This is a genomic window from Rhodanobacter ginsengisoli, from assembly GCF_042657065.1.
Taxonomy (GTDB): Bacteria; Pseudomonadota; Gammaproteobacteria; order Xanthomonadales; family Rhodanobacteraceae; genus Rhodanobacter; species Rhodanobacter ginsengisoli.
This window is the reverse complement of record NZ_JBHSNF010000002.1, coordinates 255,608-278,989: the sequence shown is the minus strand read 5'-3', so window position 1 is coordinate 278,989 and position 23,382 is coordinate 255,608. Positions and strand designations below refer to the sequence as shown.

16 protein-coding genes are annotated in these 23,382 nt (G+C 65.3%); 6 read left to right on the top strand and 10 right to left on the bottom strand.

The features are described 5' to 3' along the window. The first annotated feature begins 455 nt into the window (after positions 1 to 455). Positions 456 to 4,400 carry an EAL domain-containing protein gene (locus tag ACFPPA_RS10475; protein WP_377319712.1) on the top strand — a complete coding sequence of 1,315 codons (3,945 nt, stop codon included), beginning with the start codon at positions 456 to 458 and terminating at the stop codon, positions 4,398 to 4,400. A gap of 155 nt (positions 4,401 to 4,555) precedes the next feature. Here ACFPPA_RS10475 and ACFPPA_RS10470 read toward each other — a convergent pair whose 3' ends face one another. The 8 genes from ACFPPA_RS10470 to cyoA all read right to left on the bottom strand — a co-directional run bounded on the left by ACFPPA_RS10470 (position 4,556) and on the right by cyoA (position 13,189). After that, the gene (locus ACFPPA_RS10470) at positions 4,556 to 7,174 is read right to left on the bottom strand and encodes a sensor domain-containing protein (RefSeq protein ID WP_377319711.1); all 2,619 of its coding nucleotides are present in this window, start codon (positions 7,172 to 7,174) and stop codon (positions 4,556 to 4,558) included. A gap of 282 nt (positions 7,175 to 7,456) precedes the next feature. Then, positions 7,457 to 7,654: a DUF3606 domain-containing protein gene (locus tag ACFPPA_RS10465; protein WP_377319710.1), complete on the bottom strand. Its 198-nt coding sequence runs from the start codon at positions 7,652 to 7,654 to the stop codon at positions 7,457 to 7,459. Beyond that, positions 7,651 to 7,890 (bottom strand): hypothetical protein, encoded by a 240-nt coding sequence (locus ACFPPA_RS10460; protein WP_377319709.1) that lies wholly within the window; start codon positions 7,888 to 7,890, stop codon positions 7,651 to 7,653. The genes ACFPPA_RS10465 and ACFPPA_RS10460 overlap by 4 nt, the downstream gene beginning before the upstream one ends. A 446-nt stretch (positions 7,891 to 8,336) precedes the next feature. Further along, a complete protein-coding gene (locus ACFPPA_RS10455) occupies positions 8,337 to 9,134 on the bottom strand; it encodes an SURF1 family protein (protein WP_377319708.1) in 798 nt (265 codons plus the stop codon). Then, positions 9,131 to 9,538: a cytochrome o ubiquinol oxidase subunit IV gene (cyoD, locus tag ACFPPA_RS10450; protein WP_377319707.1), complete on the bottom strand. Its 408-nt coding sequence runs from the start codon at positions 9,536 to 9,538 to the stop codon at positions 9,131 to 9,133. Before cyoD ends, ACFPPA_RS10455 begins: the two co-directional genes overlap by 4 nt. Further along, positions 9,535 to 10,161: a cytochrome o ubiquinol oxidase subunit III gene (cyoC, locus tag ACFPPA_RS10445; RefSeq protein ID WP_377319706.1), complete on the bottom strand. Its 627-nt coding sequence runs from the start codon at positions 10,159 to 10,161 to the stop codon at positions 9,535 to 9,537. Before cyoC ends, cyoD begins: the two co-directional genes overlap by 4 nt. Further along, on the bottom strand, positions 10,158 to 12,140 hold the full coding sequence (cyoB, locus tag ACFPPA_RS10440) for a cytochrome o ubiquinol oxidase subunit I (RefSeq protein ID WP_377320677.1): 1,983 nt from the start codon (positions 12,138 to 12,140) through the stop codon (positions 10,158 to 10,160). The genes cyoC and cyoB overlap by 4 nt, the downstream gene beginning before the upstream one ends. A gap of 53 nt (positions 12,141 to 12,193) precedes the next feature. After that, complete coding sequence (gene cyoA, locus ACFPPA_RS10435) at positions 12,194 to 13,189, bottom strand: ubiquinol oxidase subunit II (protein WP_377319705.1); 996 nt, start codon at positions 13,187 to 13,189, stop codon at positions 12,194 to 12,196. A 221-nt stretch (positions 13,190 to 13,410) separates the two neighbouring features. Between cyoA and ACFPPA_RS10430 the strand changes: the two genes are divergently transcribed. Next, positions 13,411 to 14,745: an MFS transporter gene (locus ACFPPA_RS10430; RefSeq protein WP_377319704.1), complete on the top strand. Its 1,335-nt coding sequence runs from the start codon at positions 13,411 to 13,413 to the stop codon at positions 14,743 to 14,745. Positions 14,746 to 14,915: 170 nt separating this feature from the next. Here the strand turns inward: ACFPPA_RS10430 and ACFPPA_RS10425 are convergent, their stop codons facing one another. Then, positions 14,916 to 15,905, bottom strand: a complete 990-nt coding sequence (locus ACFPPA_RS10425; protein ID WP_377319703.1) for a LysR substrate-binding domain-containing protein — start codon at positions 15,903 to 15,905, stop codon at positions 14,916 to 14,918. 312 nt (positions 15,906 to 16,217) lie between these two features. Here ACFPPA_RS10425 and cysG point away from each other — a divergent pair, with 312 nt between their 5' ends. Together cysG and cysK are read left to right on the top strand one after the other, a co-directional pair. Beyond that, positions 16,218 to 17,705, top strand: a complete 1,488-nt coding sequence (gene cysG / locus ACFPPA_RS10420; RefSeq protein WP_377319702.1) for a siroheme synthase CysG — start codon at positions 16,218 to 16,220, stop codon at positions 17,703 to 17,705. 68 nt (positions 17,706 to 17,773) lie between these two features. Next, positions 17,774 to 18,715 (top strand): cysteine synthase A, encoded by a 942-nt coding sequence (gene cysK / locus ACFPPA_RS10415; protein WP_377319701.1) that lies wholly within the window; start codon positions 17,774 to 17,776, stop codon positions 18,713 to 18,715. Between the two features lie 103 nt (positions 18,716 to 18,818). On the opposite strand, the gene ACFPPA_RS10410 is transcribed toward cysK, so the two are convergent. After that, a complete protein-coding gene (locus ACFPPA_RS10410) occupies positions 18,819 to 20,069 on the bottom strand; it encodes an MFS transporter (protein WP_377319700.1) in 1,251 nt (416 codons plus the stop codon). A gap of 126 nt (positions 20,070 to 20,195) precedes the next feature. On the opposite strand from ACFPPA_RS10410, the gene ACFPPA_RS10405 reads away from it, so the two are divergent. Together ACFPPA_RS10405 and ppk1 are read left to right on the top strand one after the other, a co-directional pair. Then, positions 20,196 to 21,002 (top strand): AraC family transcriptional regulator, encoded by an 807-nt coding sequence (locus tag ACFPPA_RS10405; protein ID WP_377319699.1) that lies wholly within the window; start codon positions 20,196 to 20,198, stop codon positions 21,000 to 21,002. Between the two features lie 214 nt (positions 21,003 to 21,216). Continuing rightward, on the top strand, positions 21,217 to 23,379 hold the full coding sequence (ppk1, locus tag ACFPPA_RS10400) for a polyphosphate kinase 1 (RefSeq protein WP_377319698.1): 2,163 nt from the start codon (positions 21,217 to 21,219) through the stop codon (positions 23,377 to 23,379). Positions 23,380 to 23,382: the final 3 nt, after the last annotated feature.

The window sequence follows — 23,382 nt, the reverse complement described above, 5'->3', positions numbered from 1 at the left end:
GCATCCCGCGGCTGCCCGACAGGGGCGATCGCCCCCGATTTCGGGCCCCCGGCCCCAAGTCTGGACCGGGGTTTGAGCGAATGCGCCAGAGTTGATGATGGCGACCCTCGCCAGCCGCTGCCGACGAGTCACGGTGTTGTTCAAAAAGCCCCCGATACCGTCGTTCTTCTCGACAGGTCCATCTTCCCTGGCTGAATATATTGGCGTGCGCCGATCACGCTTCCGTTACAGACACCGATGCCAGTCTGCTGCTAGCTTGGATACACGCCGAACCGCAATAACCTCCCGCCGACCAACCCCCACCAGCCGAGTGGTCCGACGGAACGGACCGGACAAGCGGCAAGCTCATCCTTACCCGTTGAACGCACGAAATCCGAATGAATTTCACGCAATAGCTGGCCGGACCGGTACCGCACTCAGCGAACCCGGCGTTTGACGGATTACGAGGAGACCCGATGGAAGAAATGGCAACGGATTTTCCGGGCGCTGAATTTCAGGCGGTTCTCGACGCGAGCCTCGATGCAACTTTCGTTCTCGATCCGGACGGTCGCATCCTCAATGCGAATCGCGCGGCAGCGAGGTGCTACGGCTACAGCCAGGAGGAATTGAGGCAGATCAATGTGGCCGAGCTGGCCGCGCCGGAGATCCGCGGCGAAGTGCCGGGCAAGCTCAACGACCTGCTCGCCTCGACGGCGATTTTCGAATCGAGCCACCAGCGCCGTGACGGCGCGCGGCTATCGGTCGAAGTTCATGCGCAACCGCTCACGTTGCAGGGCAGGCGGATCATTCTTGCCAGCGTGCGCGATATCACCGAGCGCCAGCAGAGCCGGTTGGCGTTGCAGGAAAAGGAGCATTTTCTCCAGCGCATCCTGGATACGGAGCCGGGTACGGTCTATATCCATGATCTGGCGGAGGGCCGCAATGTCTATGTCAACCGGCACTTCTCCACCGCCTTCGGCTATTCACCCGAGCAAACCGAGGCGATCGGCAGCGACGTCATCAATTTGTTCCATCCGGATGACCGCCCGGCCATCGTTGCCCATCACCGGGCATGGCGAGTGGCCGATGACAACGAGACGCGCGACCTCGAATATCGCATGCGCGACGCCGATGGCGCCTGGCGCTGGTTGAACAGCCGCGAGACACCTTTTGCGCGGGACCAGGCCGGTCGGGTGAGTCAGGTTCTCGGCATCGCCAAGGACGTCACCGCGCGCAAGCAGGCGGAAATCTGGCTGCGTCGCCGGAACCATATCCTGGAGATGATGGTGGCAGGCACGGACCTGTCGTTGATCCTGACGACGCTGGTGCGGGCCATCGAGAGCCAGTCGCCCGGCATGCTGGGTTCGGTGTTGCTGCTGGATGACGACGGCGTGCATGTACGCCATGGCGCTGCGCCGAGCCTGCCGGCGGAATTCGTGGCAGCGGTCGACGGGCAGCCGATCGGGCCGGCTGCGGGCTCCTGCGGGACGGCGGCATTTCGCCGCGAGGCGGTCTATGTGGAGGACCTGCGCGTCGACCCCCTGTGGGACAGTTACCGGGCGGTGGCGATGCGGTTCGGCCTGGTGGCCGCGTGGTCGCACCCGATCCTGGATCGCGGCGGCCGCGTGCTTGGCACCTTCGCGATGTATTACCGGAAACCGGCCTTGCCCGGCCCGGAACATGCGCAGCTGATGGAGTCCGTGCTGCACCTCGCTTCCATCGCGATCAGTCGCCAACGGGAAGAGGTTGCGCTGCGGGAGAAGGATGAGCGTCTGGTCAAGGCGCAGCAGGTGGCTCACATCGGCTTCATCGAATGGAACCTGAAGACCGACGCGATCTATTGCTCGGACGAGGCCTATCGCATCTACGGCCTCGTTCGCGAAACGGAATTCATGGGCCCCGACATGATTGCCCGGGTGGTTCATCCGGATGATCTGGAACTGGTCAGGAGCGGGCTGGAGCGGGCAATCCTGGGCCTGGGCAAGTTCGATCTGATTCATCGCATCGCTCGCCCGGATGGCGGCGTGATCTGGGTGCACGCACAGGCCGAGCTGGTCCGTGATGAAGGCAAGGGTGCCGATGTCCTGCTTGGCACCATGGTCGACATCACCCGACGCAAGCAGGCGGAAGAGGCACTGCAGCGCATGACCCGCCTGTACGCGGCGCTCAGCCAGTGCAACCAGGCGATCGTACGCTGTTCCAGCGAGGCCGAGTTGTATCCGCAGATATGCCGTGACGTGGTGGAGTTTGGCGGCATGCGGATGGCATGGATCGGCATGATCGACGAAAGCACGGGAGTGATGCGCCCGGTTGCCTCGTCTGGTGAGCAGGGCGACTACCTGGACGCGTTCGAGATGCCCTTGCGCGGTGACGACTCCCGCAGCCACGGGCCGCTGGGCTCGTCCCTGCGTGAGAATCGCCCGTACTGGTGCCAGGATTTTCAGCACGATCCGAGCACGGCGCCCTGGCGCGATAGCGCCGCCAGGCATGGCTGGCACGCGATGGCATCGCTTCCCCTCAATCAAAAAGGGCTGCCGGTCGGCGCACTGGTGGTCTATTCGGAGGTGTGCGATGCCTTCGACAAGCCGGCGCAGGACCTGCTGATCGAGATGGCGATGGACATCAGCTTTGCGCTGGATCGCTTTGCCAGCGAAGCCGACCGCAAGCTCAGCGAGGAGAAGCTGCGCATGAGCGAGTTGCGCCTGCGCACGATCATCGAGACCGAGCCGGAGTGCGTGAAGGTGGTCAACCGGGACGGCAGGCTGCTGGACATGAATGCCGCGGGCCTGGCCATGCTCGAGGTGGACTCCATCGAGGAGGCGAGACGGCGCAGCCTGCATTCATTCCTGTTGCCCGAGCACCGTGAGCCTTTCATGGCGTTGCACGGGCGTGTGATGAAGGGCGAGAGCGCGATACTCGAGTTTGAAATCGTCGGGTGCAAGGGCACGCGGCGCTGGCTCGAAACCCATGCGGCCCCGATGCGCGATGCGCAGGGGGAGATCGTTTCCCTGCTGGGCATCAGCCGGGACATCACCGAGCGCAAATACTCCGAAGAGCGGATCCAGTACCTGGCCAATTTCGACGCGCTCACCGGGCTGCCGAATCGCAACCTGCTGGCCGACCACTTGCAGTACGCGATCAGCCTGGTCAAACGTACCAACGGCAACCTGGCGGTGATCTTCATTGACCTGGATCGGTTCAAGGACATCAACGATACGCTGGGGCACAGCGTGGGGGATGCCTTCCTGATCGAGGTGGGTGCGCGGCTGAAGAGAGTGTTGCGCGAGTCGGATACGGCGTCGCGTCTGGGTGGGGACGAGTTCATCCTGATACTGCCTGACACCGATGCCCAGGGAGCGGCGACCATCGTGGAGAAATTGCTCGAGGCGATCTCCCAGCCTTACCAGGTCGAGCAATATGCCCTCATCGTGACCGCTTCGATCGGCATCGCCATCTACCCGCATGACGGCGAGAACCTCGAGACGCTGTCCAGGAGTGCGGATACGGCGATGTATCGCGCCAAGGCGGATGGCCGCAACAGCTATCGGTTCTTTACCGCGGAGATGCAGGCGAGAGCGAGTCGCCACATGCAGCTGGTCAATGCATTGCATCGGGCGTTGGAGCAGGATCAACTGCAACTGTATTACCAACCGCAGTATTCCATCTGCGATGGCGAAATCGTCGGGCTGGAAGCGTTGTTGCGCTGGGATCATCCCGAGCTCGGTGAGATATTCCCGGCGGAATTCATTCCAGTGGCCGAGGATTGCGGCCTGATCCTGCCGATCGGCGAGTGGGTGATACGAACCGCCGTCACCCAGCTCAAGCACTGGCTTGACCGGGGCTTTCCGCCGATGGTCATGGCGGTCAACCTTTCCGCCGTGCAGTTTCGTCATCGCAGCCTGCCCGATCTGATCAGCGGCATCCTGGACGAGGCGAGTCTGCCGGCCGAGCTGCTCGAGCTGGAATTGACCGAGAGTGTCGCGATGCATGACCCCGAAGGCGCCATCGCGGTGATGAATGCGCTGCACGGGCGGGGCATCCGCATGTCGATCGACGATTTCGGCACCGGCTATTCGTCGCTGAACTACCTGAAGAAATTCCGGGTGTACAAGCTCAAGATCGACAAGTCCTTCATCCAGGACATCGGCGCCGACAGTGAGGACCGGGCGATCGTGGCGGCGATCACCAGCATGTCCCGAAGCCTGGGCTTGCGGACCATTGCCGAAGGGGTGGAGACGGCCGAGCAACTCGAGTTCCTGCGCGAGCAGGGCTGCAACGAAGCGCAGGGCTATTACTTCAGCCGGCCCATGCCGGCGATGGAGATCGAGGCCTTCCTCGCCATCCGCACTGCGAACGCAGGCAGCGGGGGAAACGGGCATGTCGACCGCGGAGCCGGGTCAGAGAACCCTATGACCATTTGAGTCGCCCCGTCAGGCCCTGTCCCATGGACCCGGACGCTTCGGGCAACATCGATCGTCCGCAACGACGAATCGGCACATTCCATCGAACCCGTTCCGGCAAGGGGGGCGAGCGCGAGGCCGGTGCCATCGGGAGCCAGTTCCTGCGTGCCCTCGACTCAGCTGTCCGCCGCCGTCGGGGAGATCCTTCCGCCGGCATCCGCCGCAAGAAACTTCGTCTCGAACTCCTCGCTGGGCAACGCCCGACTGAACAGGTAACCCTGCATCTCGTCGCAGCCGAGCAGGCGCAGCAGGCGCAACTGCTCCTCGCTCTCGACGCCCTCGGCGACGACCGTGAGCTTGAGCGAATGCGCCAGATTGATGATGGTGGCGACCAGCGACAGCCCCTGCTGGCTGGTGGTCATGTCGATGACGAACGAGCGATCGATCTTCAGCGCATCCAGCGGCAGTCGGGCCAGGTAGCTGAGCGAGGAGAAGCCGGTACCGAAATCGTCGATGGCGATGCTGACGCCCATGGCGCGGACCGCCTGCAGGCTGAGGATGCTGTGCCTGACGTCCGCCATGATCAGGCTTTCGGTGATCTCCAGTTCCAGCCCGGCCGCCAGCCGGGGGTCGCCGGCGACCACCTGGGCAATCTCGGTGATGAAGCCCCGATGACGCAATTGCAGCGGCGACACGTTCACCGCGACACGTACGGCAGCCAGCCCGTTGCCGAGCCAGCGCAGGTAGTCCTGGGCGGCCTGGTGCAGCGCCCAGCGCCCGACCTCGTTGATCAATCCGGTTTCCTCCAGCACCGGGATGAACTGGTCGGGCAGCATCAGCCCGGTATGCGGATCGTTCCAGCGGATCAGTGCTTCCACGCTGGTGATCTTGCCGCTGACGAGGTTCACCTTGGGCTGGTAGTGCAGCACGAACTGCCCGTGGTCGAGCGCGTGGCGCAACTGGTTTTCCAGCGACAGTTTGCTGGCCACGCTCGCCGTCATCTGCCTGGTGTAGAACAGATAACGATCGCCGCTGGCCTTGGCCTGCTTCAGTGCGGCCTCGGCGTTCCTGAACAGGATGTCGGCACTGGCCCCGTCATGCGGAAACAGGGCCACGCCCACCTTCGCGGTGATCCGGAACACCGCGTCGTCGAGGCGGAACGGGTTGTTCTGGAACGCCTCGATGGTGTCTTCGACACGCCGCATCAGCTCGCCTTGCTGGCGGACTTCCGGCATCAACATCGCAAAATGATCCGCATCGATACGGGCCAGCAGGCTGGCGTCTCCGATGTTGCGCGTGAGCCATTCCGCCACTTGCTTCAGCAACGTATCGCCGGCCGCGCGACCGAGACTGTCGTTGATGTTCTTGAACCGCTCCAGATCGATCAGGCCGATGGCAAGCCGGTGCCTGCCGCTCGTGGCGCTGCGCGTGTACTGCGCCAGCCGCTCCAGGAACAGGCTGCGGTTGGCCAGCCCGGTGAGCACGTCGTAGTAGGCGAGGTAGTTGAGCCGTTCCTGCTTGTCGACGTGATCGATGGCAAAGGCGACGTTGGCCGCCAGTTCCTGCAGCAGGTTCAACTCTTCCCGATGAAAGAAGTCGCTCTCGGTGGCATACAGCGCCAGCACGCCATGCGCGTGGCCCGCCACCAGCAGCGGCAGCACGACCAGCGAGCGCACCCCCGCCTGGGCGTATTTGTCGCCCTGGCTGAGCCGCGGGTCTTCCAGTGAATTGTTCGAGACTATCGGCTTCTTCTCGCGGATCGCCCGCGCCACCATGGTGGTCGAGGCGACCTGGTCGGACGCCAGGGTCGTCCGGATGTCGTGCATCAGATCCTCGCTCTTGCCGGCCGAGGCCACCGGAACGACCTTGCCGGTTTCGGGATCGATCACGGCCAGCATCGCCATGCGGAATCCGGCCGCCTCGACCGCGACCCGGCACGATTCACGGAACAGCTCGTCGCGATCGCTCACCCGCACGATCAGGGTGTTGATGCCGCTGAGCACGGCATGCACCCGAGTGAGATAGGCGAGGCGGCTCTGCGCCAGCCGGCGCTCGGTGATGTCCATCGCCAGGCCTTCGACGATGAAATCCCCTTCTTCCCATTGGCTGCCGATGGCCCGGTCGTAAAACCAGCGCCAGTTCCCGTGGGCGTCCCGGATGCGGTATTCGACCCGGAAGGGGGTGCCGGTCCGGTAGGCCTGGACGGCCAGCGCGACCGTGGCGGCGTCGTCAGGGTGGATCGATGCATTCCACAGCGTCGGATGGGCAAGCAGGTGCTCCACCGAATAGCCCAGGATCGAGGTGACCCTGGAGGAATAATAGATGCCTCCCCGCTGGCTGGAAAATCGGTAGACGATGTCCGGGGAGTTCTCGATCAGTCGCTTGTACCGGCTCTCGCTGTCCTGCAGGAATTGTTCCGTGTCGCTGCGTTCGGTGATGTCCCGGATATTGCACTGGATGACCCGGATACCGTCGCAGTCGTAGCTGCTGCTGACGAGTTCGACCTCGATCCGGGCCCCGCTCCGGGTCGTGAGCGGAAGGCCTTCGTAGCGGGCGAATCCGTTGGCCTTCAGCGCCGCAAGCATTTCCCTGCTCTCGGCCCGATCGGCGAAGGGCCCCGCTTCCCACAGCTCCTTTCCCAGCCACTCCCCCTGCGAATAGCCCAGCATGTCGACCAGCTGCGGGTTGACGTCCTCGATCCGGGCGGTATCGGCGTCGAGCAGCAGGATTCCGTCGCGGGCCGTCTCGAAAAGTCGGCGGTAGCGGCTTTCCGATGCCCGGAGCGCTTCATCCACGAGATCGCCAGACGCATCTGAAGCAGATGAGTGCGATCTGGGTGGACCTTGCATAGGCTGTTGTCTCGCGAACCGGAAGAAACCTGCGTAGGCACCATCCTAGGCTGAATACACGGGTTTATGGAACCGGGTCGCGGCAGGTTTTTGTGACACCGACCGGCAAATACCCTTGCTGCCGGGGGAGGGTGGCCGCGGCAAGCGGCTCCGATCCCCGTGCGCCGAGGTTTCATCGCGGATCGTTTCGGCCAGGAAAGCGTGTCTTGAGGGGCCGTTCGTGGCGATTCAGGCCGCGTCCGAAGCCTCGAAGGTTTCCAGCGCGTACCGGGTGGCGAGATACAGCCCGACCACGCCCACCTCGGTGCTGTGGGTCGCCCGTATCGCCTCGATCAGCTCCGGTTCGCTGCAGCTGAAGCAGCCGCACCAGTGCGCACGGCTCAGCCGATCGCGCAAGTTGATTCGCTCGTGCGTGCTCTTCCTCACGCGGTGGCACCCGTCCAGTGGTCCTGAAGCTTCTGGTAACTGGCCAGCGGCACGATGGCATCGGTGCCGTGCATTTCCACTTGCGTGGCGAGGCCGGATGCCAGGTGCTCTGCGCGAGCAGCGTCCCGCGCATGCCTGATGGCGTGGTCGAGCGGCAGGTCGTCCGCGATTGTGGTGCCCATGCTGGAAACGCTCCACAGCCCGCTTGGGTTCTGCTTGACGGTGTAGGCGATCATGTGAAGAACCATGGAAGAAAGTCGCCCCGGTCATCGGTCCGCGCTGACAGAGGGCAGTCTGGGCCTGACTCGCGGGGCAGGGTCAGGATGCAACACATGCGCGCATGTACTTAAGTGGCGATCAGCGCATGGACGTGTAGGCGCTTGCCGACGCCGGCGCGGAGTACCTCACTCGGCCCGGCTCGACGGCATCGCCGCGGCAGGAGGATGGCGCGCCGGCTCCCTTTTCAACTCGGTGGATATGACGCCCGGTCCTCGGTGAACGATCGGATGGCGATCGGTCGAGGGCCTGGCTGCAAACGATTGAAGGAATCAGAAGTTCGTTTTGATATCGAGGTCCGCCGCCAGCATCCGGGCCTGGAATGTCGTCAGCGTGGGATCGCTACTCAGCTGAGTGAAGCGGTACGGTTTGTTGCTCGCCTTGCCGATGATCGGGTCGGAGCCTCTCATCGGCCCGACGAGGCTCGCCGCAACCGCCACTCCTCACGGCCGACCAGCAGCGCGGCGACGAGTACCCCCAGAGCCAGCAGATACCAGGTGATCAGGTAGGCGAGGTGGTTGTTGGAAAAACGGGTCACGGTCAGGCCGGCACGGGGCCAGGTGGTACGGCCGGAAGGGCCGGGCGCGCCGGCATCGGCATCGACGAAGTAGGGGGCGACCCGGGCCGTTGGCAGGCCGCGTGCCGAGGCCATGGCGGACACATCGCGCGAATACCATTGATGGGCGGCAGGCCGATTGGTACGCAGGAAGCCTCCCCCCGGTTCGGAGAAACGCAGCAGTCCGGTCAAGCGCGCTTCGCCGGCCGGCGGCGCCAGCTTCGCGTAGGCGGGAGTGCCGGGCAGGGTGGCCGGGATATAGCCACGATTGACCAGCACGATGAAGCCGCGATCCGTGCGCAGCGGGGCGATGACCCAGAACCCGTAGCCCAGCTCGCTGGTGCCGTGCACCAGCGTCTGCTCACCCTCGAGGAACCGGCCCTGCAGACGCACATGCAGGTATTGCTGCTGGCCGCCGGCTATCTGCGGCCATTGCGCGGGGCCGGGCGCGGCCACCGGTGGTGCGTGCACGCGCGTGGCGACGTCGCGGATGAGACCGAGTTTCCAGTGGAGGCGGCGGACCTGCCAGTTGCCCAGCAGGATGAAACCGCTGAACAGCACCGCCGCCAGCAGCGCCCAGGCGGTCAGCGCAAGCGGGCCGCGCGGCGTCCGGCCAGGTCCCGGAACGCTGCGCGAGGCGCGGCTCATGAGCCCAGTTTGTGATGCTTGTATTGCGGCGACATCGGCATCATGTTCGCGTTTTCGTTGTACATGACCCACACCGAGGCGCCCAGCACGATCACCACCAGAACGATCGTGAAGATAAACGCCAGCATGTTCCAGCCGCTCTCCGACCGGGTGTCCAGGTGCAGGAAGTAGATCATGTGGACCACGATCTGCACCGCAGCCAGCCCGAGCACGATGAGGACGGTGGCCTGGGTGCCATGGATCACATGACCCATCACCAGCCAGAAAGGAATGATGGTCAGGATGGCGGCGAGCACGAAGCCGGTCAGGTAGCCGCGCAGGCTGCCGTGATGGGATTGCCCGGCATCGTGGTCGCCATGCTGCGACGTGCCGTGATCGAGCGCGGATTGGGATGGATGACTCATCGAAGCACTCCCACCAGATAGACGTAGCTGAAGACGCCGACCCAGACCAGGTCGAGAAAATGCCAGAACATGCTCAGGCAGAGCAGGCGCCGCCGGTTGGCCTCGGTGAGGCCGTGCTTGCCCAGCTGGACCATCAGCACGATCAACCAGAGCACGCCGACCGTGACGTGCAGGCCGTGCGTGCCGACCAGGGTGAAGAACGAGGACAGGAACGCGCTGCGCCCGGGGCCCGCGCCATCGCCGATCATCGTCATGAACTCGTGGATTTCCAGTCCCACGAAGCACGCTGCCAGCAGGCCGGAAACCGCCAGCCAGCCGAGCATGGCGCGTTTGCGCTGGCGCGCCATTTCCAGCATGGCAAAGCCGAAGGTGACCGACGAGACCAGCAGCAGGGCCGTGTTCACGGCCAGGCCGGGCAGATCGAACACGTCGTGCGCGCTCGGGCCGCCGGCGTAGCTGGTGCCGAGCACCGCGTTGCAGGCAAAAAGCGCCGCAAAGATGAAGCAGTCGCTCATCAGGTAAAGCCAGAACCCGAGCAGGGTCCCGTTGTGCGGATGCGCTTCCTCGCGGGACAGGAAGACCCACGGTTCGGAGGGGGCATTGTCGACGGCGATGGTATTCATGCGGTTGCGCCCTGTGCCTTCGGCTCCCAGTTGCCGGTGTGTTGTTCGAAGCGGCCCACTTCCCGAGCGGAGAGGTGGGTGTCGCGGTCGTAGTTGAAGGTGTGCGCGATGGCACAGGCAATCAGCGCGACGAACGAAACGGCCGCCAGCCACCAGATGTACCAGACCATGGCAAAACCGAAGATCGTGCCCAGCGCGGCAAGCAGGATGCCCGCGCCGGTATTTCTCGGCATATGGATGTCGTTGAAGCCCTCCAGCGGGCGCTGGTAACCGTGCTTCTTCATGTCGGTCCAGGCGTCGCGATCGTGCACCCGCGGGATGAAGGCGAAGTTGTACGGTGGCGGTGGCGAGGAAGTGGACCACTCCAGGGTGCGGCCGCCCCACGGGTCGTTGCCCACGGCCAGCTCGTCGCGCCGGCGGATGCTCACGTAGATCTGCACCACGAACGCGAGGATGCCGAGCAGGATCAGGAACGCACCGAATGCCGCGATGATGAACCAGATCTGCAGGCTTGGATCGGTGAAGTGGCTGAGGCGGCGGGTGACGCCCATCAGACCGAGCACGTACAGCGGGCCGAAGGCCACCCAGAAACCGATCTGCCAGAACCAGAAGCTGAGCTTGCCCCAGAACTCGTCGAGCCGGAATCCGAATGCCTTGGGGAACCAGTAGTTGATGGCGGCGAACACGCCGAACACCACGCCGCCGATGATCACGTTGTGGAAGTGCGCCACCAGGAACAGGCTGTTGTGCAGCAGGAAATCCGCCGGCGCCACCGCCAGCATCACGCCGGTCATGCCGCCGATGGTGAAGGTGAACAGGAAGCCCATCGTCCACAGCATCGGCACGGTGAGCTGCACGCGCCCGCGGTACATCGTGAACAGCCAGTTGAAGATCTTCACGCCCGTGGGGATCGAGATCATCATCGTGGTCAGCGCGAAGAACGAATTGACATCCGCGCCCGAGCCCATGGTGAAGAAGTGGTGCAGCCATACCAGGTAGGACAGCAGCATGATCGACGCGGTGGCGTACACCATGGACGAATAGCCGAACAGTCGTTTCCCGGAGAACGTCGGGACGATCTCCGAATACACGCCGAACATCGGCAGGATCAGGATGTACACCTCGGGGTGTCCCCAGACCCAGATCAGATTGACGTACATCATCAGGTTGCCGCCGAGCCCGATGGTGAAGAAGTGGGTTCCGATGTAGCGGTCCAGCGACAGCAGCAACAGCGTGGCGGTGAGGATCGGAAACGACACCACGATCAGGCCGCTGGTGCACAGCGACGTCCAGGTGAACATCGGCATCTTCATCAATGACATGCCGGGGGCACGCATCTTGATGATGGTGACGACGAAGTTGATGCCGGTAAGCAGGGTGCCCAGGCCGGATAGCTGCAGGCCCCAGATGTAGTAGTCGACGCCAGGCCCGGGGCTCTGCTGGAGCTCGGAGACCGGCGGCATGCCCAGCCAGCCGGCGTTGGAGAAGTCGCCGACGAACAGCGAGGTCATGAACAGCACCACGCCGGATGCGGTCAGCCAGAAGCTGAAGTTGTTGAGGAACGGGAACGCCACGTCGCGCGCGCCGATCTGCAGCGGCACCACGAAGTTCATCAACCCCACGATGTAGGCCATCGCCACGAAGAAGATCATGATCGCGCCATGCGCGGTGAAGATCTGGTCGTAGTGGTGGGGCGGCAGGTAGCCCATGTTGCTGCCGAACGCGATCGCCTGTTGCGAACGCATCATCATCGCGTCGGCAAAACCGCGGAACAGCATCACGGTGCCGAGCACCATGTACATGACGCCGAGTTTCTTGTGGTCAACGCTGGTGAACCATTCGTGCCACAGGTAACTCCATTTGCGGAAGTAGGTGACGGCACCCAGCAGCGCGCCTCCCCCCAGGACCACGGCCACGAAGGTCCAGACCACGATCGTGTTGTGGAGCGGCAGCGAGCTCAGCGACAGGCGCCCAAGCAGGAAATTCCAGATGGCGGGACGGTCAGGCATGGTTTGAACCTCGAAAGTACGGATCAGTGCGTCGCCGCGTCGTGCGCGGGCGCCGTCATCGATGAGTCACCGGACATGGCGTCGTCGGCGGAGTTGCCGGGTGCGGCAGGGTCACTGTGGGCGTCCATGGCCATCATCTTGTCCATGCACATCTGCCCCGGGTCCACGCACTGGTTGAGGATGCGATGGTAGAGGTCCGCGTCGAAGCGGGCGTAGTAGTGCACCGGTTCGGCCCGGCTCGGCTGATTCAGTCGATCGAACGCAGGGGTATCCAGATCGGTGCCATCCGCCCGGACCCTGGCGACCCACTGGCTGAAGTCCTGCGGGCTCATGCCGTGGAAACGGAAGCGCATGTCGGTGAAGCCGTGGCCGCTGTAGTTGGACGAAAAACCGTCGAAATCGCCCGGCTTGTTGATGACCGCGTTCAGCACGGTCTGCATGCCGGGCATGCTGTAGACCTGTCCGGCCAGCGACGGGATGAAGAACGAATTCATCGTCTCGGTCGAGGTGAGATTGAAGTGGATCGGCATATCCACCGGGGCAGCCAGCTCGTTGACCGTGGCGATACCGTATTGCGGATAGAAGAACAGCCATTTCCAGTTCAGCGATACCACCTCGACTTCCAGCGGTCGGGTGTCGGCGGCCACGGGGCGTCCGGCATGGATGCGCGTGAGCGAGCGATAGGGGTCGAGCTGGTGGGTGCCGATCCAGGTCATCGCGCCGAGCACGATGATGATCAACAGTGGCGCGGCCCAGACCACCAGTTCGAGCTGGGTGGAGTGGTCCCACTCGGGGTCGTATTCGGCGCTCTCGTTCGACGCGCGATAGCGCCAGGCGATGACGCCGACGGCAATGAGCACCGGCACGATGATGAGGGCCATGAGGATCACCGAGGCGATCATCAGGTCGCTCTGCTGGCGCGCTACGTCGCCGGCAGGATGCAGCAGCACCAGATTGCAGCCACCGAGCATGAGTGCCGGCGGAACCAGGAGCAGGCCTCGTAGGCGTTTTACGGACATGAGCAAGCGGGGGGATGGAGAGGAGCGCGTTATCATATGCCTCTGCCCGTCACCATGACATGCGTCAAATCGTCCACTGGCCGATTCGCTGAAGCAGGTGCATCCTTATAGGGTACGCGTGAGGTCGCTCTTGTCGCATCGACGACCCCATCCGGCCCACGCAAGGCGCTTCATCCTCCCCCGATATGCCGCAAGGCCAGTTCGCCCCCTACGGAAGCATCATGTCGACCAGTTACGCCCAGCCAGCCGATCAGTCGCCCGGCACAGCGCCTTCAGCGGCAGTGCAAGTTCATGCGCATGACGTCACGCCGGGGGATATCTCCATCGGCGTGGTGATCGGACGCATTTCCGAGTTCTTTGATTTCTTCGTGTTCGGCCTGGGTTGCGTGCTGGTCTTTCCGAAGGTGTTCTTTCCCTTCGCCAGCCAGCTGAGCGGCATCTTCTACTCTTTCGCGATCTTCGCGCTGGCCTTCATCGGGCGACCGCTGGGTTCGCTGTTCTTCCTGATGCTGCAGCGGGAGTTCGGGCGTGGAACCAAGCTGACCGTCGCGCTGTTCCTGCTCGGCATGACCACGGCCGGCATCGCCTTCCTGCCCGGGTACGACTCGCTCGGCATCGTGGCTATCGGGGCGTTGGCGCTGCTGCGTTTCGGCCAGGGTTTTGCCATCGGCGGCAGCTGGGATGGTCTGGCCTCGCTGCTGGCGCTCAACGCGCCGCGCAACCGCCGTGGCTGGTACGCGATGATTCCCCAGCTCGGCGCGCCGATCGGCTTCATGCTCGTCGCCGGCCTGTTCGCCTACCTGCTGCTGAGCCTGACGCCGAGCGAATTCTTCGCATGGGGCTGGCGCTATCCGTTCTTCGTGGCGTTCGCCATCAACGTGGTGGCCCTGTTCGCCCGGCTGCGGCTGGTGGTGACACCCGAATATTCGACGATGCTCAAGCTGCGCGAGCTGGAGCCCTCGCCGGTGGGCGAGCTGGTGCGCACGCAGGGCCGGGCCATCGCGCTGGGCGCGTTTGCACCGCTGGCCAGCTACGCACTGTTTCACCTGGTCACCATTTTCGCGCTGTCCTGGGCGCTGTTGTTCACCAGACAGTCGCCGGCCAGCTTCCTGCTGGTGCAGATCGTCGGTGCCGCGGTCGCGGTTCCGTGCATGTTCCTGTCCGGGCGCATTGCCGATCGTTACGGCCGCCGCATGACGCTGGCCGTATGCGGCGTGCTGATCGCCATCTACAGCGGCTGGACCCCCGTCATGCTGGCCGGCGGTACCGCCGAGGGCTATCTGTTCATCATCGTCGGTTTCGCGCTGCTCGGTTTCTCGCACGCCCAGGCCGCCGGCGCGGTGAACTCGAGCTTCCTCAGCTACTACCGCTATACCGGTGCACTGATCACCTCGGATCTGGGCTGGCTGCTCGGTGCGGGCTTTGCGCCGCTGGTGGCGCTGTCGCTGTCGGTCTATCTGGGCGTGGGCTACGTGGGCCTGTACTTGCTCTCCGGTGCCGTCGGCACGCTGGGCGCACTGTGGATCAGCCGGGCCGGCGGCATGCCGAACGACTGACCCGCCGGCGCAACGTCGCGGCTCCCGGCCGGCGTTGTCCGGCTGCCCGGGCGCCGGGCTTCGGGCCTTGAAATGTTGCGCAGAAGCTCAGGCCCGACCGCAACGAGTGCCATTGCGTTGCTGCCGGTCGCGCGCAACGTGGGGCGTCGGCCCGTGGCGCGTTCCCGGTCTCACGCTGCCGCAGGCATGCCCTGGCGTTCATGCCATTGCGGTGCGCGCGGCCAGTGCACCTGTGAGGCGTCGTTGGCGACGCTGCGGGCGACGTCGCGCCGATCCAGGTGCGGCGCGAACTGGTGGATGAACTCCAGCATGTATTCGCGCAGCACGCTGTCGCGGCGCAACACGATCCAGGTGGTGCATGGGGGGAACAGGTGCGTGGCGGACAGCGCATGCAGGTCGGCATCGCCTTCCTGCATCGCCATTTCGGCCAGTACGCCGACGCCGAGGCCGGCGCGCACGTAGGTCTTGATCAGGTCGGCATCACCCGCGGTCATCGCGATCTGCGGGGTCAGCCCGACCGCCTCGAACGCACGGCGCAGGGACGATTCGGATTTCAGCGACGACTCGTAGCTGACCAGCGGCAGCGCGGCCAGTTCGGCCAGGCTGGGCGGCTGGTCGCGCACGGCCAGCGGGTGTCCGTGCGGGGTGACGATCACCCGTTGCCAGCGGTACGCGGGAAACGCAATCCCGGACGGCGGTGGCGCCCCGGCGCTGCTGATGATCGCCAGGTCGACCTGGCCGGCCTCCAGCCGGGCCAGCACTTCGGCGTCGCGGGTAGGCTGCAGGTGCACGCTGACCTGCGGATAGCTGGTGCTGAGCGCGGCGATCGCGGCGGGCAGGGCGAAGCGGGCCTGGGTGTGGGTGGTGGCGATGCGCAACTCGCCGCAGGCCTCGTTGCGCAGGTTCGCGGCGATCGAGCGGATGTTGGCCGCCTCGGCGAGGATGATGCGGCTGCGTTCGATCACCTGCTGGCCGGCGTGGGTCACCGCATCGAGGCTCTTGCCCTTGCGTACGAACAACTGGAAGCCCAGTTCGTCCTCAAGCTGGCGCAGTTGCTTGCTCAGCCCGGGCTGGGTCGCATGCACGCGTTCGGCAGCCAGCGTGATGTTGAGGCCGGAGTCGGCGATGGCGATCAGGTAGCGCAACTGGGCAAGCGTCATGTCGGGTGATCCGTGGTCGGTCGTGGTCGATGGATTGATGTGCGAACGAAATACGGATACATCGCATGGCACGGGTCGGGGTGATGCAGGGGAAGCTTTGCGGATGGCCCGGGGTGGTCCGGTGGCGGGTTTCATTGCATGGCATGATTGGACGTCTATACGGCCAATCCGCTCATATGTCAAATATTTCAGCGGATTTCCCGCCGTCATGCCCGGGCGGCATAAGTGCGGCGGCATAAATCATTTGTCCGGTCTGCGGACGCCTCGTAGCGTGTCGGGGAATCGATTCCGCAAGCGAAGCAGGACCGCGTCATGAAGCTCTACCCGTTGTTTGTCGACCTGTCGCATCGCGCCGTGCTGGTGGTGGGCGGTGGTGCCGTGGCCGAGCGCAAGATCGCCGCGCTGCTGGGCGCGCAGGCACAGGTGACGGTGAATGCGCCCGAGCTGACGCCGCAGTTGCAGCGGTGGGTGAAGGAAGGGCGCATCGCCCAACGCCGCGAGGCGTTCCGGGGCGACTGGCTCGAACGGGTCTGGCTGGTGGTGGCGGCCACCTCCGATCGCGAGACGAACCGGCTGGTGGCCACGCTGGCCGGACTGCAGCGGATCTTCGTCAACGTGGTCGACGATGCCGAGCTGTCCAGTTTTCACGTGCCGGCGGTGATCGACCGTGCACCGCTGACCATCGCGATCTCCAGCGGCGGCGACGCGCCGATGCTGGCGCGGCTGCTGCGCGAGCGGCTGGAGACCTTGCTGGATCACTCGCTGGGCGCACTGGCCACGCTGGCCGCCGGGCTGCGTAAGCGCATCCGTGCGCGCTTCCCCGACATGGCGGCACGGCGCGGTTTCTACGAAAGCCTGTTTTCCGGGCCGGTCGCCGCGTTGCTGCGGCAGGGTCGGCCCGACGCGGCGCGGGCGGCGGCCGAACAGGCGCTGGCCGCCGCGGCCACCGGCTCCAGCGGATCGGTAGTGCTGGTCGGCGCCGGGCCCGGCGATCCGGGGTTGCTGACCCTGCGCGCGCTGCGCGCGCTGAACGAGGCCGACGTGATCCTGCATGACCGCCTGGTCGGCGCCGGCGTGCTCGAGCTGGCGCGGCGCGATGCCGAGCGCATCGAGGTGGGCAAGCAGGCCGGCCAGCATCACACCACCCAGGACGGGATCCACGCCCTGCTGCTGCAGCACGCCCGGGCCGGCAGGCGGGTGGTGCGGCTGAAGGGCGGCGACCCGTTCGTGTTCGGCCGCGGCGGCGAGGAGCTGGAGTTCCTGCGCGCGCATGCCATCCCGTATGAAGTGGTGCCGGGCATCACCGCCGCGGTCGCCTGCGCCGCCTATGCCGGCGTGCCGCTGACCCATCGCGATCACGCGCAGTCGGTGCGTTTCGTCACCGCGCATTGCCAGTCCTCGCGCGACACCCTGGACTGGGCCGCGCTGGCGCAGGAGCGGCAGACCCTGGCGGTGTACATGGGCGTGGCCGAGCTGGGCGTGCTGCAGGCGCGGCTGCTCGAGCACGGTCGCGCCGCCTCGACCCCGTTTGCGCTGATCGAGAACGGCTCGCGCCCGGAGCAGCGCGTGGTGACCGGCACGCTGGGCAACCTCGCCGAACGGGCGCTGGTGCATGCGGTGCGTTCGCCGGCGCTGCTGATCCTGGGCGAGGTGGCCGCGCTGGCTTCCACGCTGGGCTGGTTCGGCGCGCCGCCGCTGGGTGCGACCGTGCACGATATCCGCGATGCCGCCGGCGACCGCCGCGCGGTGGCCGCGGTGCCGGTGCGGGCCGATATGCTGGCGGCGATCCATCGCGGCTGACGATAGTTTTACCTGCGTGGGCGCATCATCGCCGACGCTGTTTTTCTTCCGGCTTCCAGGAGTGAACCATGATCTACGACAGCATTCTCGACACCATCGGCAATACCCCGGTGGTGAAGTTGCACCGGCTGGCGCCGAAGCACACGACGATCTACGTGAAGGTGGAAGCGTTCAACCCGGCCGGCTCGGTCAAGGACCGGCTGGCCCTGGCGATCATCCTGGATGCCGAGAAGCGTGGCGTGCTCAAGCCGGGGCAGACCGTGATCGAGGCCACCTCCGGCAATACCGGGGTGGCGCTGGCCGCGGTGTGCGCCGCGCGTGGCTACAAGTTCGTGGCGGTGATGAGCGAGACGTTCTCGGTCGAGCGGCGCAAGCTGATCCGTGCCTACGGCGGCAAGGTGCTGCTGACCCCGGCGGCCGCCCGCGGCAGCGGCATGGTGGTGAAGGCGGAGGAACTGGCGAAGAAGCACGGCTGGTTCCTCGCCCGCCAGTTCGAGAACGAGGCCAATCCGGCCTACCACCGCAACACCACCGCGCCGGAGATCCTGCGCGACTTCGCCGGCAAGCGGCTGGACTATTTCGTCAGCGGCTGGGGCACAGGCGGCACGCTCACCGGGGTCGGCGAGGTGCTGAAGGTGGCGCGTCCGGAAGTGAAGGTGATCGCCACCGAACCGGAAGGTGCCGCGCTGCTTTCCGGCAAGGAATGGCAGCCGCACAAGATCCAGGGCTGGAACCCGGACTTCGTGCCGAAGGTGCTCAACCGCGACGTGGTCAGCGAAATCGTGCTGGTCGACGACGTGCTGGCGCGCGACACCTCGCGCGCCCTGGCGCAGCAGGAGGGCATCTTCGTGGGTATTTCGGCCGGTGCCACGCTGGCCGCCGCGCTGAAGGTGGCCAGGGATGCGCCGGAAGGCTCGGTGCTGCTGGCGATGCTGCCCGACACCGGCGAGCGCTACCTGTCGACCTTCCTGTTCGAAGGCGTCAACGAAGGCTCCGACGAGATCGAGTGATCGGCCGGTATTCTCCCCCGGCGTCGCCCGGGGGAGAAGGTCGTGCCGGGATGCAAGCCGTCGGTGGTGATGCCGTGGGCGGCATGCGCTTCGACGGAGCGATTCACGCCTTCAGCGGTCGCTCCAGATTCGGCAGGAACACCGTGATCAGTCCCATCAGCGGCAGGTACGCGCACAGCCGGTAGACGTATTCGATGCCGTGGGCATCGGCGAGGCTGCCGAGGATGGCCGCGCCGATGCCGCCCATGCCGAAGGCGAAGCCGAAGAACAGGCCGGAGATCATGCCGACGCGGCCGGGGATCAGTTCCTGTGCGTAGACCAGGATCGCCGAGAACGCCGAGGCCAGGATCAGGCCGATGATCACCGTCAGCACGCCGGTCCACATCAGGCTGGCGTGGGGCAGCAGCAGGGTGAACGGCGCCACACCCAGGATCGACGCCCAGATCACCCACTTGCGGCCGATGCGGTCGCCGACCGGGCCGCCGATCAGCGAGCCGGCGGCCACCGCGAACAGGAACGCGAACAGGTGCACCTGCGCGCTCTGCACCGACACGCCGAACTTGTGGATCAGGTAGAAGGTGTAATAGCTGCTGAGGCTGGCCAGGTAGAAATACTTCGAGAAGATCAGCAGGCCCAGGATCGCCAGCGCGCCGATGATCTGGCGTCGCGACAGCGCGGCCACCGCCAGGTGGCGCGAGGCCGTCTTGCTGCGCGCGACATGATGCTGGCCATACCAGCGCCCGACCTGCAGCAGCACCACGATCGCCAGCAGTGCCGCCAGCGAGAACCAGGCCACGCTGCCGCGACCGTGCGGCACGATGATCCAGGCGGCCAGCAACGGACCCAGCGAGGAACCGGTGTTTCCGCCGACCTGGAACAGCGACTGCGCCAGCCCATGGCGTCCGCCCGAGGCCAGCCGCGCCACCCGCGAGGATTCCGGATGGAACACCGCCGAGCCGGTGCCGACCAGGGCGGCGGCCAGCAGCAGCACCGCGAAATTCGGCGCCACCGCCAGCAGCAACAGGCCGCACAGGGTGAAGCCCATGCCGGTCGGCAGCGAATACGGCATCGGCCGGCGGTCGGTGAGCATGCCGACCAGCGGTTGCAGCAGCGAGGCGGTGATCTGGTAGGTCAGCGTGATCAGGCCGATCTGGGCGAAGCTCAGGTGGAAGCTGTTCTTCAGCAGCGGGTAGATCGCCAGGATCAGCGACTGGATCATGTCGTTGAGCATGTGCGCGAAGCTGATGCCGCCGAGTACGCCATAGGCGGTGCCTTCGGCATGCAGCGGTGGCTTCACTTGTGGAACATCGGGCGGCTGGAGCGGCAGGGGCGTCTGGTCGACACGGGTATCCATGCGGGAAATCTCGGGGTGTGGGGCGGCCGCCTTGCGTGGCCGGAGGCGCCACTTTAGAGTGACGGGTCAAGGCCCGCATGCATGAATGGGTCATGTTCTGTTGAATTCAGGCCAACCACTGCCGCCATGCGCAACACCCGCGTCACCGCCTACGAAGACACGCCACGCGATGTGGTCACCACCGGCAACGACTATCCGCCGCATTACGTGCTGCCACGCCATGCGCACAAGCGCGGGCAGTTGCTGTATGCCGCCACCGGGGTGATCACGGTGATCACCGACGAAGGCAGCTGGGTGGTGCCGCCGCGCCGTGCCGTGTGGCTCCCGGCCGGCGTGTCGCACGAGGTGCGCATGAGCGGTGTGGTGTCCACCCGCAGCGCCTACGTGAGCCACCCGGCCGCGGCAAAATTGCCCGGCCATTGCCGGGTCATCGAGGTGTCCCTGCTGCTGCACGCCTTGCTGCTGGAGGCGGTGGATCTGCCGGTCGAATACGCGCTGGAAGGTCGCGATGGCCGGGTGATGGCCTTGCTGCTGGACGAGATCGCGGCAATGCCGGCGCTGGCCTTGAGCACGCCACTGCCGCGCGATCCGCGGCTGGCCCGTCTGTGTCGGGCACTGATCGCGGCACCGGCGCTGGAGGTCGACATCGATGCGATGGCGCACAAGGCCGGCATGAGCCGGCGCAGCTTCACCCGGCTGTTTCGCCAGCAGACCGGCATGAGTTTCAGCGCCTGGCGCCAGCAGGCGTGTCTGCTGGCGGCGCTGACCCGCATGGGCAATGGCGAATCCATCACGGCGGTGGCGATCGAACTTGGCTACAGCAGCACAAGCGCCTTCACCGCCGCGTTTCGCCGGGTACTCGGTACCGCGCCGAGCCGCTACCTGAAGTCGGATCGACGCATCGGCCGAACCGTCGCGGACGGGCACTGCTAGCCCGCGCACGACGGGGTCGACAACGCATGCGCGGCATCGATGGCCCGGCCAAACCGGGTCGGGCAGGGCACCGAAACTCCCGAGTTGCGGTGTCATGCCGCGGTCAGAAAAGTGTCGCACACTGCCTGACGGCCGCGGGCATGGTTTCGACCTTCATCGGCGGCACGTTACGATGCATAGTCCTGGACCTTTTCCTGCCTGAGTCGATGTATCGATGAACAGCCGCCTGATTCGCGAGACTTCGCCGCCCGATGCTTCAGTGCAGGCAGCCAACGACGCCGCTTCGGCGGTGACACCGGCCGTGGATCTCAACGACAGCCAGCTGTACATCCATCGCGAGCTGTCGCAGCTGCAGTTCAATATCCGCGTGCTGGACCAGGCGCTGGACGAGCGCACGCCGCTGCTGGAACGGCTGAAATTCCTGCTGATCTTCTCGCGCAACATGGACGAGTTCTTCGAGATCCGGGTGGCCGGGCTGAAGGGCCAGGTCGCGCTGGATCACGAATTGATCGGGCCCGACGCCATTCCGCCGCGACGGGCGCTGGCCGAGATCAGCGAGATCGCGCACCGGCAGATCGAGCGGCAGTACGCGATCCTCAACGAGCGGATCCTGCCGGAGATGGCCGAACAGGGCATTCGCATCGTGCGTCGCACGCAATGGACGCACAAGCAGAAGCTGTGGGTGCGCCGCTATTTTCGCGAGGAGGTGGCGCCGCTGGTGACGCCGATCGGGCTGGACCCGACCCATCCGTTTCCGCTGCTGGTCAACAAGAGCCTCAACTTCATCGTGCGACTGGACGGTGTCGACGCGTTCGGTCGCGATTCCGGGCTGGCGATCGTGCCGGCGCCGAGGATCCTGCCGCGGCTGATCCGCATGCCGCTGGAGATCTGCGAGGGCGGCGACAATTATGTGCTGCTGTCCTCGATGCTGCATGCGCACGCCGAGGAACTGTTTCCCGGCATGCAGGTGCTCGGCTGCTACCAGTTCCGGCTGACCCGCAATGCCGATCTCACGCTCGACCCGGAGGACGTCGAGGACCTGGCGCTGGCGCTGCGCGGCGAGCTGTATTCGCGCCGCTTCGGCGACGCGGTGCGGCTGGAGGTGGCGGACAATTGCCCGAAGGACCTGGCCAACTACCTGCTCAAGCAGTTCGGCCTCGCCGAGTCCGAGTTGTACGAAGTGAACGGGCCGGTGAACCTGGCCCGGCTTTTCAGCATCGCCAGCAATGTCAGCTACCCGCAGCTGCAGTACCCGCCGTTCACGCCGGTGCTGCCGAAGTCGTTGCAGCACACCGAGGACCTGTTCCAGGTGATCGGCAAGCAGGACGTGCTGTTGCTGCATCCGTACGAATCGTTCTCGCCGGTAGTCGATTTCCTGCGCCACGCGGCGAAGGACCCGCAGGTCCTGACGATCAAGCAGACGCTGTATCGCACCGGCGCGAATTCGGAGATCGTCGACGCACTGGTCGATGCCGCCCGCGCCGGCAAGGAAGTGACCGCCGTGGTCGAGCTGCGCGCGCGCTTCGACGAGGAATCCAACCTCTCGCTCGCCTCGCGCCTGCAGCAGGCCGGTGCGATGGTGATCTACGGCGTGGTCGGTATCAAGACGCACGCGAAAATGATGCTGATCCAGCGGCGCGAGGGCGGCGCGCTGGTGCGTTACGCCCACCTGGGTACCGGCAACTATCACTCGGGCAACGCGCGGCTGTACACCGACTACAGCCTGCTGACCTCGGACGAGGTGCTGTGCGAGGACGTGCACAAGCTGTTCAGCCAGCTCACCGGCATGGGCAAGGTGCTGCACATGAAGAAGCTGCTGCACGCACCGTTCACGCTGAAGAAGGCGCTGCTGGAAATGATCGGGCGCGAGACCGCGCACGCCGCCGCGGGCAAGCCGGCGCAGATCATCTTCAAGGTCAACGCGCTGACCGAACCGAAGGTGATCCGCGCGCTGTACAAGGCCAGCATCGCCGGCGTGTCGATCGACCTGATCGTGCGAGGCGTGTGCTGCCTTCGCCCCGGCGTGAAGGGCGTCTCGGAGAACATCCGGGTGCGCTCGATCATCGGCCGTTTCCTCGAGCACAGCCGGGCCTACTGGTTCGCCAACGACGGCGAGCCGAAGCTGTACCTGTCCAGTGCCGACCTGATGGAGCGCAACCTGGATCGCCGGGTCGAAACCGCGTTCCCGATCGAAGGCAAGAAACTGCAGCAGCGGGTGCGCCAGGCGCTGCAGCTGTACCTCACCGACAACACCAGTTCGCTGCTGCTGCAGCCGGACGGCCAGTACGTGCCGGTGTCCGCGGGTAGCGGCCAGGTCGCCCGCAACGTGCAGACCCAGCTGCTGGAAAAGATCTGCGGGGCCGGCAGCGGGCAGTGACCT